Origin of the sequence: Cellulophaga sp. HaHaR_3_176 (assembly GCF_019021925.1) — a bacterium.
In the GTDB taxonomy this organism is placed as follows: domain Bacteria; phylum Bacteroidota; class Bacteroidia; order Flavobacteriales; family Flavobacteriaceae; genus Cellulophaga.
On the sequence record NZ_CP058990.1, the window covers coordinates 122,410 to 138,004 of the forward strand.

The 15,595-nt window shown below is 31.4% G+C and carries 17 protein-coding genes; 15 read left to right on the top strand and 2 right to left on the bottom strand.

The window, feature by feature from the left end; translation table 11 throughout:
- Nucleotides 1-58: 58 nt before the first annotated feature.
- The 5 genes from H0I23_RS00530 (at nt 59) to H0I23_RS00550 (ending at nt 4,854) form a co-directional block, all read left to right on the top strand.
- Nucleotides 59-886 carry a prephenate dehydratase gene (locus tag H0I23_RS00530; protein WP_216784526.1) on the top strand — a complete coding sequence of 276 codons (828 nt, stop codon included), beginning with the start codon at nt 59-61 and terminating at the stop codon, nt 884-886.
- Nucleotides 883-2,028, top strand: a complete 1,146-nt coding sequence (locus H0I23_RS00535) for a pyridoxal phosphate-dependent aminotransferase (RefSeq protein WP_216784527.1) — start codon at nt 883-885, stop codon at nt 2,026-2,028. Before H0I23_RS00530 ends, H0I23_RS00535 begins: the two co-directional genes overlap by 4 nt.
- Before the next feature lie 71 nt (nt 2,029-2,099).
- A complete protein-coding gene (locus tag H0I23_RS00540) occupies nt 2,100-2,960 on the top strand; it encodes a prephenate dehydrogenase (protein ID WP_216784528.1) in 861 nt (286 codons plus the stop codon).
- A gap of 10 nt (nt 2,961-2,970) precedes the next feature.
- Nucleotides 2,971-4,053 carry a bifunctional 3-deoxy-7-phosphoheptulonate synthase/chorismate mutase type II gene (locus tag H0I23_RS00545; RefSeq protein WP_216784529.1) on the top strand — a complete coding sequence of 361 codons (1,083 nt, stop codon included), beginning with the start codon at nt 2,971-2,973 and terminating at the stop codon, nt 4,051-4,053.
- A gap of 126 nt (nt 4,054-4,179) precedes the next feature.
- On the top strand, nt 4,180-4,854 hold the full coding sequence (locus H0I23_RS00550) for a head GIN domain-containing protein (RefSeq protein WP_216784530.1): 675 nt from the start codon (nt 4,180-4,182) through the stop codon (nt 4,852-4,854).
- Between the two features lie 79 nt (nt 4,855-4,933).
- Here H0I23_RS00550 and H0I23_RS00555 read toward each other — a convergent pair whose 3' ends face one another.
- The gene (locus H0I23_RS00555; protein ID WP_216784531.1) at nt 4,934-5,368 is read right to left on the bottom strand and encodes a hypothetical protein; all 435 of its coding nucleotides are present in this window, start codon (nt 5,366-5,368) and stop codon (nt 4,934-4,936) included.
- Between the two features lie 199 nt (nt 5,369-5,567).
- Here H0I23_RS00555 and rsgA point away from each other — a divergent pair, with 199 nt between their 5' ends.
- From rsgA to rlmN, 9 genes are all read left to right on the top strand, one after another.
- A complete protein-coding gene (gene rsgA / locus H0I23_RS00560) occupies nt 5,568-6,521 on the top strand; it encodes a ribosome small subunit-dependent GTPase A (RefSeq protein ID WP_216784532.1) in 954 nt (317 codons plus the stop codon).
- The gene (dtd, locus tag H0I23_RS00565) at nt 6,518-6,970 is read left to right on the top strand and encodes a D-aminoacyl-tRNA deacylase (protein ID WP_216784533.1); all 453 of its coding nucleotides are present in this window, start codon (nt 6,518-6,520) and stop codon (nt 6,968-6,970) included. Before rsgA ends, dtd begins: the two co-directional genes overlap by 4 nt.
- A gap of 80 nt (nt 6,971-7,050) precedes the next feature.
- On the top strand, nt 7,051-8,961 hold the full coding sequence (locus tag H0I23_RS00570) for a DUF3857 domain-containing protein (RefSeq protein ID WP_216784534.1): 1,911 nt from the start codon (nt 7,051-7,053) through the stop codon (nt 8,959-8,961).
- Between the two features lie 23 nt (nt 8,962-8,984).
- Nucleotides 8,985-9,107 (top strand): hypothetical protein, encoded by a 123-nt coding sequence (locus H0I23_RS16820; RefSeq protein ID WP_256443763.1) that lies wholly within the window; start codon nt 8,985-8,987, stop codon nt 9,105-9,107.
- Between the two features lie 242 nt (nt 9,108-9,349).
- Entirely contained in the window at nt 9,350-9,688 is a 339-nt protein-coding gene (locus H0I23_RS00575; protein WP_216784535.1) for a hypothetical protein, read from the top strand.
- Nucleotides 9,689-9,692: 4 nt separating this feature from the next.
- Nucleotides 9,693-10,019, top strand: coding sequence for a nucleotide pyrophosphohydrolase (locus H0I23_RS00580; protein ID WP_216784536.1), 327 nt, complete (start codon nt 9,693-9,695; stop codon nt 10,017-10,019).
- 55 nt (nt 10,020-10,074) lie between these two features.
- On the top strand, nt 10,075-11,307 hold the full coding sequence (aroA, locus tag H0I23_RS00585) for a 3-phosphoshikimate 1-carboxyvinyltransferase (RefSeq protein ID WP_216784537.1): 1,233 nt from the start codon (nt 10,075-10,077) through the stop codon (nt 11,305-11,307).
- A gap of 92 nt (nt 11,308-11,399) precedes the next feature.
- Nucleotides 11,400-12,449 carry a tRNA preQ1(34) S-adenosylmethionine ribosyltransferase-isomerase QueA gene (gene queA / locus H0I23_RS00590; RefSeq protein ID WP_216784538.1) on the top strand — a complete coding sequence of 350 codons (1,050 nt, stop codon included), beginning with the start codon at nt 11,400-11,402 and terminating at the stop codon, nt 12,447-12,449.
- A 91-nt stretch (nt 12,450-12,540) separates the two neighbouring features.
- A complete protein-coding gene (gene rlmN, locus H0I23_RS00595; protein ID WP_216784539.1) occupies nt 12,541-13,584 on the top strand; it encodes a 23S rRNA (adenine(2503)-C(2))-methyltransferase RlmN in 1,044 nt (347 codons plus the stop codon).
- 53 nt (nt 13,585-13,637) lie between these two features.
- On the opposite strand, the gene H0I23_RS00600 is transcribed toward rlmN, so the two are convergent.
- On the bottom strand, nt 13,638-14,324 hold the full coding sequence (locus tag H0I23_RS00600; RefSeq protein WP_216784540.1) for a Lipl32 family lipoprotein: 687 nt from the start codon (nt 14,322-14,324) through the stop codon (nt 13,638-13,640).
- A gap of 216 nt (nt 14,325-14,540) precedes the next feature.
- On the opposite strand from H0I23_RS00600, the gene H0I23_RS00605 reads away from it, so the two are divergent.
- Nucleotides 14,541-15,518, top strand: a complete 978-nt coding sequence (locus tag H0I23_RS00605; RefSeq protein ID WP_216784541.1) for a polyprenyl synthetase family protein — start codon at nt 14,541-14,543, stop codon at nt 15,516-15,518.
- Nucleotides 15,519-15,595: the final 77 nt, after the last annotated feature.

Sequence of the window (15,595 nt, forward strand, 5' to 3'; positions counted from 1 at the left end):
TTTTTTTTGCTGTTTTTTTAAAAAATAAAAATATTAAGAGTCATTTATAAATTATAGAATGAAATTAAAAATAGCCATTCAGGGAATTAAAGGTTCTAATCACCATCAGGTAGCTAGAGATTATTTTGGAGAAGATTTAGACTTGATAGAGTGTTTGTCTTTTGATGAATTAGTAGATCAAACTTTATCTGGTAGGGCAGATAAAGCAGTGATGGCAATTGAAAATTCTATTGCAGGTTCGATAATACCTAACTATGCGCTTGTTTTTCATAATGATTTACATGTTATAGGAGAATATTATTTAAGTATACAACATAATTTAATGGTATATAGAGGTCAAAAGCTTCATGATGTTGAAGAAGTGCATTCGCACCCTATGGCTTTATTACAATGTAAAGATTTTTTAAAATCATACCCTCATATTAAGTTAGTAGAAGCTGTAGATACAGCAGAAACAGCGCAGAGGATACAAGAACATCAAATAAAAAACATTGCAGCTATAGCACCTAAAGCGGCATCAGAATTGTACGGTTTAGATATTATAGCATCAGAAATACAAACGATTACAAATAACTCTACTCGCTTTATAATATTAAGCACAGAAGAAAACAAATTACCAAAAAATGATACAACTAAAGCATCTTTACGTTTTATTGTAGATCACAAAAGAGGTAGTCTTGCAGCTGTTTTAAATGTAATGAGTGATTGTAACCTGAATTTAACAAAAATACAATCGTTGCCAGTTATAGAGCGACCTTGGAAGTATGCTTTTTTTGTAGATGTAACTTTTGAAGAATATCAACATTTTCAAAAAGCAAAATCATTATTAGAAATAATGTCAGAAGAATTTAAAGTTTTAGGAGAATATAAAAACGCCAGAGCATGATTACTACAGCAGATAGATTGAATTCGGTTGAAGAATACTACTTTTCAAAAAAATTAAGGGAAGTTAGAGGCTTAATGGCAGAAGGTAGGCCGATTATAAATATGGGAATAGGAAGTCCAGATTTAGATCCGTCTGAGGCTGTTTTAAAAGCAATTTCAGAAGCAGTTGCACATGCAGGTGCACACCAGTATCAAAGTTATCAAGGTTTGCCAGAGTTGCGTCAAGAAGTTGCGAATTTCTATAAATCTAATTTTAACGTAACTGTAAATCCAGCAAATGAAATATTACCTTTAATGGGTTCTAAAGAAGGCATTTTACATATTAGTATGGCTTTTTTAAACCCTGGTGATGAAGCTTTGATACCTAACCCTGGATATCCGACATATACATCGGTTACTAATTTGGTAGGTGCGGTACCAAAGTATTACGATTTACTTGCAGGTAATAACTGGTTTCCAGATTTAGATTTTCTTGAATTACAAGATTTGTCTAAAGTGAAAATAATGTGGGTATGTTACCCGCATATGCCAACAGGTGCAGTTGCAACAAAAGAACAGTTTAAAAGTTTAATCGCGTTTGCAAAACGAAACGATATATTACTTGTAAATGATAACCCTTATAGTTTTGTTTTAAATAACGACCCTAAAAGTATATTAGATGTTGATGGGGCTAAAGATGTTACGTTAGAATTAAACTCATTAAGTAAAACTTTTAACATGGCAGGCTGGCGTGTAGGTATGGTTTTAGGTAGTGAAGATCATATAAATGCAGTTTTAAAGGTGAAAAGTAATATGGATTCTGGAATGTTTTACGGAATTCAAAAAGGTGCTATTGAAGCTTTAAAAAGTGGGCAAGACTGGTTTGATAAATTAAACGAAGTTTATAGCAAGCGTAGAGAGTTAGTTTATCAATTAGCAGATAAACTTAATTGTGTTTATGATAGAAATAGTGTTGGTATGTTTGTTTGGGCTAAATTACCAGACGGAGTAAAATCAGCAGAAAATTTTATAGATAACATTTTATATGATAAAAATATATTTATAACACCAGGTACAATATTCGGAAGTAACGGCGAAGGTTATATACGATTTTCACTTTGTGTTACAGAAGATAAAATTAAAGAAGCAATAAGTAGGTTTTAAAAATAGAAGTAGAGTAGCAAACGAGTAGGTTATATATTTACTTTTTGTATTCTTTTCTTTAGGTAATAAAGATGAATGTATTTGTAATAGGTGTTGGGTTAATTGGTGGTTCTATGGCCAAGGATATTAAAAAAGAAAATCCAGAGGCGATTGTATACGGTATAGATATTAACGATAATCACTTAGATGAAGCTTTATCTATTGGTGTAATTGATAAAAAAGCAGTTTATAAAGATTTATCAATAGCGGATATAGTAATTGTCTCAGTGCCCGTAGATATTATGGTTTCAGAACTTCCTAAAGTGTTGGATGTCGTAAATGACGAGGCAGTCGTGTTGGATGCAGGCTCTACAAAAGCTTTAATTTGTAATACAGTAGCAAATCATCCTAAGAGAAGAAATTTTTTAGCATGCCACCCAATTGCCGGAACTGAATTTTCAGGGCCAGCAGCAGCAATTAATGATTTATATAAAGGGAAGACAAATATTATTTGCGAAGTAGAAAAAACAGCATTCAAATTGCAAGAAAAAGCATTAGCTATTTTTCAACAATTAGGAATGAGAATTAGATATATGAATCCAGAGGCGCATGATAAGCATATAGCATACGTTTCACATTTATCACACATTAGTTCTTTTATGTTAGGAAAGACAGTAATAGAGAAAGAGAAAAATGAACGTGATATTTTTGACATGGCTGGGAGTGGTTTTGAAAGCACAGTACGTTTAGCAAAAAGTTCTCCAGCAATGTGGACACCTATATTTAAGCAGAATAAAGACAATGTTATAGAGACCCTTGAGGAGTATATACATAATTTAGAAGCCTTTAAAACCATGATTATTGAAGATGATTATGATGGAATCTATAAAGAAATGAATAGCACAAATAGAATAAAAGAAATATTAAACGGAATACCTCTAAACAAAAAATAGAATAGCAGAGATGGAAAATTCAAAACAAATGAGAACATGGTTGGATGATATGAACCTAGATCATCCACTAGTAATAGCAGGGCCATGTAGTGCGGAAACAGAAGAACAAGTATTGAAAATTGCTCATCAATTAAAAGATACTGATGTAAACTATTACCGTGCAGGTATTTGGAAACCAAGAACTCGTCCAGGAATGTTTGAGGGTGTAGGCGCTTTAGGCTTAAAATGGTTACAGAAAGTTAAAGCTGAAACAGGTATGAAAACCTGTACAGAAGTTGCAAATGCAGCGCATGTAAAATTAGCTTTAGAGCATGATGTTGATTTATTATGGATTGGAGCACGTTCTACAGTAAGTCCATTTATCATGCAAGAAATTGCAGATGCTTTAGGCGATACTGACAAGATTGTATTGGTTAAAAACCCAGTAAACCCCGATTTAGCGCTTTGGCTAGGTGGAATTGAAAGATTAAAGACGGCAGGTGTTAAAAACTTAGGCGCTATTCATAGAGGTTTCTCTACTTACGAAAAAACAAAATATAGAAATATTCCAGAATGGCAATTAGCTATTGAATTTCAGAATAGATTTCCAGATTTACCTTTAATTAATGATCCTTCTCATATTACAGGAAATAGAGAAATGATTTTTGATGTATGCCAAACGGCTTTAGATCTTAACTTTGATGGTTTAATGATCGAAACTCATTTTGATCCTGAAAATGCTTGGAGTGATGCTGCACAGCAAGTAACACCAGAGAAGCTAGTTCAAATCATGCGCGATTTAAAAATTAGAAAAGAATCTGATCCTGAAGCAGAATACAATAGTGATTTGAGTAATTTAAGAGCTCAGATAGATGTTGTCGATACACAGCTAATTGAAATGCTAGGGAAAAGAATGAAAATTTCTGACGGTATTGGCGCATTAAAAAAGCAAAAAAATGTTGCTGTTCTTCAATCTAATAGATGGAATCAAATTTTAGGAGCAATGATCCTAGAAGGAGAATCTAAAGGATTAAGTGAAGAATTTATCTTGAAAATGTTTAAAGCTATTCATCAAGAGTCTATTAATCACCAAGAGAAAGTAATAAATTCATAAGTAATAAATCTTTTTACTTATAATATAATATGAAACCCGTTTTTTGTAAAACGGGTTTTTTTGTATTCAAAACTGTAACATCTCATTAAAGTTATAGTCTTTACATAAATCAATTAAAAACCAATTATGAAAAAAGTAATACTTATAAGCCTACTCTTTATCTCAATAACGGCTTTTGCACAACGAATAGTAGATAAAGATATGGGGAGTTTTAATGAGATTAAAGTATACGACCTTATTGAAGTCAATTTAATAAAATCTGATGAAAATAGAGTTTTAATAAAGGGCGATAATGTTGATGATATCAATTTAGTTAATAAGGATGGAGTTCTAAAAATAAAAATGGAATTTGAAAAAATATTCCACGGAGAAAATACATTTGTTGAAGTATATTATACAGATTTAGATTTGATAGATGGTAATGAAGGGGCAAGAATAACATCTAACGAAACTATCGAACAAAATGCATTAGAGCTTAAAGTTCAAGAAGGAGCAAAAATAAAAGTAGGTTTAAAAGTTTCTTATTTAGTAGTAAGAGCTGTGACGGGAGGTATAGTAGAGGCTTCAGGTGTATCTGAAAATCAAGATGTAGTTTTAAACACAGGGGGCATTTACGAAGGCCGTTCTTTAAGAACTCGAATCGCTAAAGTGAAAATTACAGCAGGGGGTGAAGCTGAGGTGTATGTTTCAGAAAGGTTGGATGTGAAGGTTAAAGCAGGTGGTGATGTTGATGTTTATGGCAGCCCAAAAGAAGTAAATAAAAGCACTTTTGTAGGTGGTAGTATCCGTATAGTTGATTAAGGTTATTTATTTTATTATAGAAGCCTTTATTTTAGTCAAACTAAAATAAAGGCTTCTATATTTTACTTATAATTACTGTTTATTTTTTAAAGATATATCTTGTAATAAAAATACCAGGATCACCCTTTGTAGAGCTTTCAACAGCACTTGTTACAAAAGCTAATTCCCAGCCTTCAGCTACCATTGTATTAATTTTAGAAGTTATAATAGCATCATTGGCAGCAATATTCTGAAAGCGAATACCTGCGATGTTGTAAAAGTTTAATAATTTAGTTTCATCAAAATCTTTTACACGAATGTCACCTCTATCAGATTTATTTCGGGTATTATCCTCTTCAGTTTGTGTTGTAGTGTATTCTTTATAATCTTTATCTTCATTAGCGCTAATAATTCTTGATCTACCTAATCCACTTGATACGATTGATTCAACACTAGTAATTACTTTAAATTCCTGAGCAAATGCGTCAATTGAGCTAATAGCTAATAAAATGGCAAATAATAATACTTTTTTCATGATACTTAAAATTTTGGTTAGTTATTGTATTTGATTCAAAAATAGCAACTTATATTTTCTTGTGCTCAATATTTCTGATTAACATTACTTTTTTTGAAGAATAATTAAAAACTATATGAAATCAAAATGGAATGCTTAGAGTGCAGTTGTTACAGAGAAAAGTTGTTATTTTGTGTTTTAACATTTGTAAAGATATTTAATGATAGGAGTTGTATATAAATCTACCGGTAGTTGGTACACTGTTAAGGCAACAAGTGGTGATTTTTATGAATGCAGGATTAAAGGTAAATTTCGAATAAAAGGAATAAAAAGCACGAACCCTATAGCTGTTGGAGACAAGGTAACCTTCGAGGTTGAAGAAACTGGAGATGAAACAGTAGGTGTTATTTCTGAAATTGCTAATAGGAAAAATTATATCATTCGAAAATCGGTAAACCTATCTAAGCAAACACATATTATTGCAGCAAATTTAGATCAGGTTTTTTTAATGGTAACTTTAAATAACCCACCTACCTCAACAAGTTTTATCGATCGGTTTTTAGTAACGGCAGAGGCATATCAAATTCCGGCAATTCTATTATTTAATAAAACAGATACTTATAGTCCTGAAGAAACGGATGAAATAAAATATTTAGCAGCTTTGTATAGAAGCATTGGATATCAATGTATTGGGATTTCTTCTACAACGGGTAAAAATATTGATCAGGTTAAAGAGCTAATGAGTGGAAAAACTAGTATGTTTTCTGGACATTCTGGTGTAGGTAAATCAACATTAGTAAATACAATTGAACCTAAGTTAGATTTAAAAACAAAAAAAATATCTACCCAACATTCTCAAGGGCAGCATACGACCACCTTTGCAGAAATGTATGATTTAGAATTTGGAGCTAAAATTATAGACACCCCAGGTATTAAAGGTTTTGGAATTGTTGATATGGAAAAAGAAGAGATAGGGAATTATTTTCCAGATTTTTTTAAATTGAAAGATCAATGTAAATTCAATAATTGCTTACATATTGAAGAGCCAAAATGTGCAATTAAAGATGCCTTAGATAATGATGAAATAGCATGGAGTAGGTACCGTAGTTATGTTCAGATGATTAAAGGAGAAGAAGAAAATTATAGAGTTGATATTCACGGAGAAAAAAAGTGAGAGCAGTAATACAAAGAGTTTCTAGGGCCAGTGTAGCTGTAGATGGTAGTTTGATTGCTAAAATAGGAGAAGGTATATTACTTCTTTTAGGAATAGAAAATTCAGATACCAGAGAAGATATAGAGTGGCTTTCAAGAAAAGTTGCAAACCTTCGTATTTTTAATGATAAAGACGGAGTTATGAATACATCTTTATTAGATAGTAATGGAGAGGCGATTGTTGTTAGTCAATTTACACTACATGCAGCAACAAAAAAAGGCAATCGACCATCTTATATTAAAGCAGCTAAACCGGATATAGCTATTCCGCTTTATGAACAATTTATAACTCAATTAGAAAAAGATTTAGGTAAGCGTATCGGCACAGGAGTTTTTGGAGCAGATATGAAAGTTGATTTATTAAATGATGGGCCTGTGACTATTATAGTCGACACAAAAAATAAAGAATAGTGTAGTTTGTCGATTTTTTAACTAATTATCCTGATAATTTGCGATATTCCAGTTAGAATTTCAGACCAAACCACAACCAAATGCGCTTTTCTCTTTTTGCGGCATGTATTTTTATATGTCAAATTATTACTTCACAAGATTTAAATTACCAATCCTTAATTATTGATAAAAAGTTAACTGAAAACGCAAATGCTGTTGTTCGGCTAGATGATGTAACTGTTACAATTAACTCTATAAAAGAAATGGTTGTAACAGAAAGAAGAGTTGTTACGGTATTGAATAAGTTAGGTAATAGTAGTGTTCATGCTAGAGAATGGTATAACGATTCGGAAAAAATAAAAAATATTCAAGCTCTAGTTTATGATAGGTTTGGAAAAGAAATTGATAAAATAAAAGAAAAAGATTTTAAAGATGTTAGTGCGGTTAGCGGAGGTACTTTGTACTCCGATTCTCGAGTAAAATATTTAGATTATACGCCTGTTGGTTACCCTTACACTATTGAGTTTAATGTTGAAACGATAACCAGTAATACAGGTGCTGTTCCTGGGTTTTATTTTTTAGATAATTTTTTGGTAAGCTCTGAACAAAGCAAATACATAATAAATTTTCCATCACAAGAATTAAAGCCAATTATAAAAGAAAAGAATTTTGGAGATTTAAATATTTCTAAATCAGAAACGTCTAATAGTATTACATATATATCAAAAAAAATACCAGCAATTAGAAAAGAAGCTTTAAGTCCAAATTTTAAAAGCATAATGCCTAGTGTAATACCTCGTATGGTTAATTTTTCCTATGGAGATTATATTGGTAAAATAGAAAACTGGAATGATGTTAGTATTTGGATGTATTCTAATTTACTAAAAGGTCAAGATGAGCTGTCGGAAGGAACGAAAAATAAAGCACATTCGCTAGTTTCTGGCATTGATGATGATTTAGAAAAAGCCAAAATTATTTACAAATATGTACAAGAAAACACTCGGTATATAAGTGTACAGATCGGCATTGGGGGGTTGCAGCCTATTAGTGCAATTGAAGTAGATAGGGTGAAATTTGGAGATTGTAAAGGTTTGTCTAATTACACAAAAGCTTTATTGAAAGAGGTTGGAGTAATTTCATATTATACACATGTAGAATCTGGTGTAGATAAAATCAGTTTTGAAATCGATTTCCCTAGTCTAGGCGCTGGTGATCATGTGATTTTAGCAATACCATATAATGATCAATTTTATTGGATAGATTGTACATCGCAAATACACCCTTTTGGATTTATTGGTGATTTTACAGATGATAGACAGGTACTTGTTATCAAACCAGATGGGGGCGAACTTGTTACAACTACATCTTATATAAACGAGCAAAATTCACAAACAATAAAAGGGGAGTATACTATAGCGGATGATAATAGTCTTAAAGCTACCTTTTATATAAAAACAAAAGGTATTCAATATGATAATCGTTTTTCAATGGAATACGATACAAAAGAAGATGTGGTCGCTTATTATAAAGATAATTGGAGTAACGTAAACAATTTGTTAATAGATGAATTTTCATTTGAAAATGATAAAAATCAGATTGAATTTACTGAAAAATTAAATGTTTCAGCGACAAATTATACCAGTAAAAGTGGAGATCGAATTTTATTCGCTTTCAATGCATTTAATAAAAATAAATATGTTCCAAAAAGATACAGGAATAGGAAGTTACCTTTTAAAATTAACAGAGGTTATTTAGATGAAGATGAGTTTGTAATTCACCTGCCCGAAGGCTTTACAATTGAAGCAATGCCAAGTATTAAAACAATTAAAAATGAATTTGGATCTTATATTTTAAGCTTTAAAACACTTGAAGAAGGAAAAACTATTCAGTACAATAGAAAGTTGTTGATTAAAGAAGGGGAGTATACTAAAGATGAATATGAAGAGTATAGAAATTTTAGAAAGGAAATAGCGAGTACTGATAATTCAAAAATTGTTTTGATAAAAATATAAAACCAAACCAGATTAATTAATATATGAAATTATTAATCACATTACTTATTATGTTCTCCTTTGCATTTTCTTTAAATGCTCAAGATTATAAATTCGGAAAAGTTTCAAAAGAAGAATTAGAAGAAACCTTTTATGATAAAGATTAAACAGCCATAGCAGCGGTTATATATAGAGAGGTTGATTTGAAATATGAATACGTAAACGATAAAGGTTTTCAGATTCAAACCTCAATTCATGAAAGAATAAAGATATATAATAAAGAACGTTTCGATTATGTAACAAAATCAGAGTTGTTATATATAAAAATGGAGGATCAGTTAGAGAAAAATTAAGAAGCCTAAAAGCGGTTACTTATAATTTGGTAGGTGATAAAATATATTTGTCACCAATGCTATTTAAAACAACGAATGAAAATCCGTTTAAGTTAGAAACAAGAAATTATCTAATAGATTTTGTATATCCAAAAACGGAAAAAGGAAAAATTCATATTGAAATTCCAGAAGGATATAAGGTTGATTCTTACCCTAAGTCAATTGTTCTAGGGTTACCAGATGAAAAAGGAATGTTTAAATATAATGTTTCGGTAAGTGCTAATCTTATAACAACAATAGTATCTACATCTATAAATACGTCTATTTTTGGTACAGAAACATATGCTGCATTAAAAGATTTTTATAGACTATTCGTTGAAAAACAAACAGAAAAAGTAGTTTTGTCTAAAATCTAAATACATGAATATTTCTAACGCACAACAAGAGGTTGATAATTGGATAAAAGAACATGGTGTTCGTTACTTCAATGAATTAACAAATATGGCACAACTAACTGAAGAGGTTGGTGAGGTTGCACGTATAATAGCACGTAGGTATGGTGAGCAAAGCGAAAAAGAATCAGATAAAAATAAAGATCTAGGAGAAGAATTAGCTGATGTCATGTTCGTTGTTTTGTGTTTGGCGAACCAAACAGGAATAGATTTACAACAAGCTTTTGATAAAAAGTTAGATTTAAAAACAAAGCGTGATCATGATAGGCATCACAATAATAAAAAGTTGAAATAGTAGTATATTTACCACTTAATTTTTCGAGACTAGAAATTTTCTAAACCATACTGCATTGAAATTACATTTAACATCGCCAGAGAGCAATCATATACAAGCAAATATTAAAGTAACCGGCTCTAAAAGTGAGTCTAACAGAATTTTATTATTACAAGCTTTGTATTCAAACATTAAGATAGAAAACGTATCTAATTCTGACGATGCTCAGGTAATGGCAAAAGGTTTAGGTATTGAAAATGGTGAGGTAGATATACATCATGCAGGTACTGCAATGCGTTTTTTAACAGCTTATTTTGCAACTCAAGAAGGGAAAAATGTTATTTTAACAGGTTCTCAACGTATGACGGAGCGTCCTATCAAAGTTTTGGTAGATGCTTTAAGAGAATTAGGAGCTGAAATTAGTTATGTAAAAAATGAAGGATATCCTCCAATAAAAATTACAGGAAAAAAAATAAATAAAAATAAAGTATCACTTCCCGCAAATATTAGTAGTCAATATATTTCGGCTTTATTGTTAACTGCTCCAAGTTTAGAAAATGGAATAGAGCTAGAGTTGGTAGGTAAAATAACCTCAGTTCCTTACATTAAAATGACATTAGCTCTTTTAACACAATTAGGAATAAAAAACTCTTTTGAAGGAAACAGTATCAAAGTACATTCAAAAAAGACAGTTGAAAACCAAACTTTAGTAGTAGAGTCAGATTGGAGTTCGGCATCATATTTTTATAGTATAGCAGCTTTGTCAGAAGTTGGTTCTAAGTTTACGCTGTCGGCTTACAAGCAAAATAGCCTACAGGGAGATAGTGTGTTAGCAGAAATTTATAAAGAATTTGGTGTAGATACCGTTTTTATAAATAATAAAATTGAACTTCATAAAGTGAAAAAACCACAAATAGAGGTTTTGGAGTGGGACTTAGCTAATGCACCAGATATTGCACAAACAATATCTGTCACTTGTTTAGGGCTAGGTATAGGATGTTACCTAACAGGTTTACATACACTGAAAATTAAAGAAACTGATAGATTAGAAGCCTTGTATATAGAGTTGTCAAAACTAGGAGCTTCTATATTAGTTACAGATAAAGATTTGACATTACAGCCTACATCAGTTATAAATGCAGATATTTCTATTGATACGTATAACGATCATAGAATGGCAATGGCCTTTGCGCCACTTGCTTTTAAAACATCAATAATTATAAACGATGCAGGGGTAGTTTCTAAATCTTATCCTGATTTTTGGACAGATATGGAACAAGTTCAAATTGGTGTTAAACCGTTGAACTAATATAATTTAAAGATAAAAGGCGTTTTACTTGACAACCCCCTATTCAGGATTGTATCTTTGCAGCCGCATTAACAATAACAAAAAAATAATACATGAAATTATCCGGATTTAATTTTGAGCTTCCAGAAGAACTTTTAGCGGAATATCCTGCAGAAAACAGGGATGAGTCCAAGCTAATGGTAATTCATAGAGAGACAGGTAAAATTGAGCATAAAATGTTCAAAGACCTTATCAATTATTTTGATGAAGGTGATGTCATGGTATTAAACAATACAAAAGTTTTCCCAGCTAGATTGTACGGTAATAAAGAAAAGACAGGAGCTCGTATTGAAGTATTTTTGTTAAGAGAATTAAATGAAGAGCAACGCCTTTGGGATGTTTTAGTAGATCCTGCTCGTAAAATTAGAATTGGTAACAAACTTTATTTTGGTGATGACGATACATTAGTAGCTGAAGTAATTGACAATACAACATCTAGAGGAAGAACACTTCGTTTTTTATATGATGGTTCTTACACTGACTTTAGAAGAAAACTAAAAGAATTAGGAGATACTCCTCTTCCAAAATATATTAAAAGGGAAACAGAAGCAGAAGATGCTGATCGTTACCAAACAATTTATGCAAAGCATGAAGGAGCTGTAGCGGCACCAACTGCTGGTTTGCATTTTTCTAAGCATTTATTAAAACGCTTAGAAATTAAAGGAGTTGATTTTGCTGAGTTGACATTACATGTAGGTTTAGGTACGTTTAATCCTGTAGAGGTTGAAGATTTATCTAAGCACAAAATGGATAGCGAAGAGTTAATTATCGATGAGAAAGCTACAGAGATCGTTAATAACGCAATAAAAGAAAAGAGAAGAATTTGTGCTGTCGGAACTACTGCAATGCGTGGTTTAGAAAGTGGTGTTTCATCTCACCATACATTAAACACATATGAAGGTTGGACAAATAAATTTATTTTCCCTCCTTACGATTTTAGTATAGCAAACTGTATGGTAACAAATTTTCATTTACCAAAATCTACATTATTGATGATGGTTTCAGCATTTATGGGGCATGACCTTATGAAAAAAGCATACAAAGAAGCAATCTTAGAGAGTTACAAGTTTTACTCTTACGGAGATGCAATGTTGATTATCTAATATCATTCAAACATCATAAAAATCCCGCTTTAGTTCTACTTTTATTTTAGACTAGCGGGATTTGTTTTTAATAACACTTATCTTTAATAAAGTGGATACAGTAAAAAAGAAAGACATACGAGCACTTACCAAAGAGCAATTGCGTGAATTTTTTGTAAATAACGGAGACAAAGCTTTTAGAGGCAACCAAGTATATGAGTGGTTGTGGCAAAAAGCAGCGCATTCTTTTGAAGCTATGACTAATATATCTAAAGAAACTAGAGATATGTTAGAAAGCAACTTTGTAATCAACCATATTAAGGTTGATGTTATGCAGCGCAGTAATGATGGTACTATTAAAAACGCTGTTCGCTTACATGATGATTTAATAGTTGAATCTGTTTTGATACCCACAAAAACAAGAACTACGGCTTGTGTTTCAAGTCAAGTAGGTTGTAGCTTAGATTGTAAGTTTTGTGCAACATCTCGTTTAAAGCGTATGCGTAACTTAAACCCAGATGAAATTTATGATCAAGTTGTAGCAATTGATAATGAAAGTCGATTGTACTTTAATAGACCATTAAGTAATATTGTTTTTATGGGTATGGGAGAGCCTTTAATGAATTACAACAATGTACTTAAAGCGATTGATAAAATCACTTCTCCAGAAGGCTTAGGTATGTCTCCAAAGCGAATTGTAGTTTCTACTTCAGGTGTACCTAAAATGATTCGTAAAATGGCAGATGATGAGGTTAAATTTAAGCTAGCCGTGTCATTACATTCTGCTGTTGATGAAATTAGAACATCGATAATGCCTTTTAATGCAAATTTCACATTGGTAGATTTAAGAGAGTCTCTGCAGTATTGGTATTCTAAAACAAAAAGTAGAATTACTTATGAGTATGTCGTTTGGAAAGGGATTAATGATTCTCAAAGCGATGTGAATGCACTTGTTGATTTTTGCAAATTTGCACCATCTAAAGTAAATTTAATAGAGTATAATCCTATCGATGATGGTGAGTTTCAACAAGCTTCTAATGAGGCGATTGATATGTATGTAAATACACTTGAAAACCATAATATAGCAGTTACTGTTCGTCGATCTAGAGGTAAAGATATTGATGCCGCTTGCGGCCAATTAGCCAATAAATCATAAAAAAAAGGGTTGCTCATTGAGCAACCCTTTTTTAGTATTTATTAAAGCTGTAATTACTCAGCAATCTTAGCATTCAATTCTTCAATTGTTTTAGCCATAACTACACCAGGTAATTTTATTGGCGAAGCAACTTCAGCCATAAAAGTTCCTTTAACTTCTCCAGTTTTATAAGTAGTAAAACCTACTCTATATAAACCAGCAGTAATTGCTTTTGTAGGGTTACTTACTTCACTTTTGTATCTAAGTAAAGAGTTGTAGCTACTTCCACTAGGTTGTTTTGGCATTTCAGAACTATCATCATTTCTTTCTAAAGTAACCCAGTTAGCGCTTTTTGCACCATCTTCAGTTATTCCGTCGCTAGAAACAATGTCAGAACGCTCAAGTGTAATGTAAGTGTCAAAATAATCTTCTGAACTAGCATTTTCAGTATATTCTTTTGAAGCTATAGCACCTTTAGTTTTACCATCTGTTGGAGAAACCATACGCACACCTAATTCAGGAGCTGCTAATGGTACCCACACATAAATATAATAAAATTTCTTGTTGTCTTTAACTTCGTCTTCATTGCCTGCTTCAGCATATCCTAAATAAGAAATTACATCAGTGTAAGGAACTTGAATAGTTTTAGGTCCTATCTTTTTTTCTACCGAGCTACCAAATTTTTTCAATTTCTGAGCTTGTGTAGCGCTTAAACCTCCAACTAACAGAATAGCTAACGATACAATAAATTTTTTCTTCATTTTAAAATGTTTAATTGTTATTAATTTCTACAAATATAGATTATAATATGTTAGCGTAAATCCCTAGCGTTAGCGAAATTATTATCCCTGAAATCAGGGGTGGCTTTATAAAATTGAATTTTGGTTAAATTAAAGTTGTTGCGGCCTGTACAGCTTGTATTTTTTATCTAATTTTACATAGAACCGAATTAAGGCATAACTACAGGATTATTTTTTGTGAAAATTGTAGCTCAAATAAAAGAACCGATTAATATAGAGATGGAACTTTTTGAAAAAAAGTTTTATGAATCTATGACTTCCAAGGTCGCCTTATTAAATAGGATTACACATTATATAGTAAATAGAAAAGGGAAGCAAATGCGTCCTATGTTTGTTTTTTTAACAGCTAAATTGTTAAATAATGGTGCTGTTAATGAGCGAACGTATAGGGGTGCATCTGTAATTGAGTTGATACATACTGCTACTTTAGTACATGATGATGTTGTTGATGAAAGTAATAAAAGAAGAGGTTTTTTTTCGATAAATGCGCTTTGGAAAAATAAGATTGCAGTATTAGTAGGTGATTATTTGTTATCTAAAGGTTTGTTATTGTCTATTGATAATAACGATTTTGATTTACTTAAAATAATATCTGTTGCAGTTCGTGAAATGAGCGAAGGCGAGTTATTGCAAATTGAAAAAGCAAGAAGATTAGATATTACAGAAGCTATTTATTATGAAATTATCCGACAAAAAACGGCAACTCTAATTGCTGCATGCTGTAGTTTGGGTGCTTGCTCTGTGAAACCAGATTCTGAAGATATAGAGGTTTTTAGAAAATTTGGAGAATATTGCGGTATGGCATTTCAGATTAAAGATGATTTGTTTGATTACGGTGGAGCTCAAATAGGTAAACCAACAGGTATTGATATTAAAGAACAAAAAATGACATTACCCCTTATTCATGTTTTGAATAACTGTTCAAAAAAGGATAAAAAGTGGGTAATCAATTCAATTAAAAATCATAATAAAGATAAAAAGAGGGTAAAAGAGGTTATAGCCTTTGTGAAAGATAATGGAGGTTTGGAGTATGCGGTTTCAAAAATGCTTTCTTTTAGGGATGATGCATTAGAACTTTTATCTCGCTATCCTGACTCAGAATATAAAAAATCATTAGAATTAATGGTTAATTATGTCGTTGAGCGAAAAAAATAATTAAACTTTATTTTCTTAAAAATTAGTGTGTTGTTTATTTATTTTAAAATAAATAATAATTTCAGGCAACCATTTTA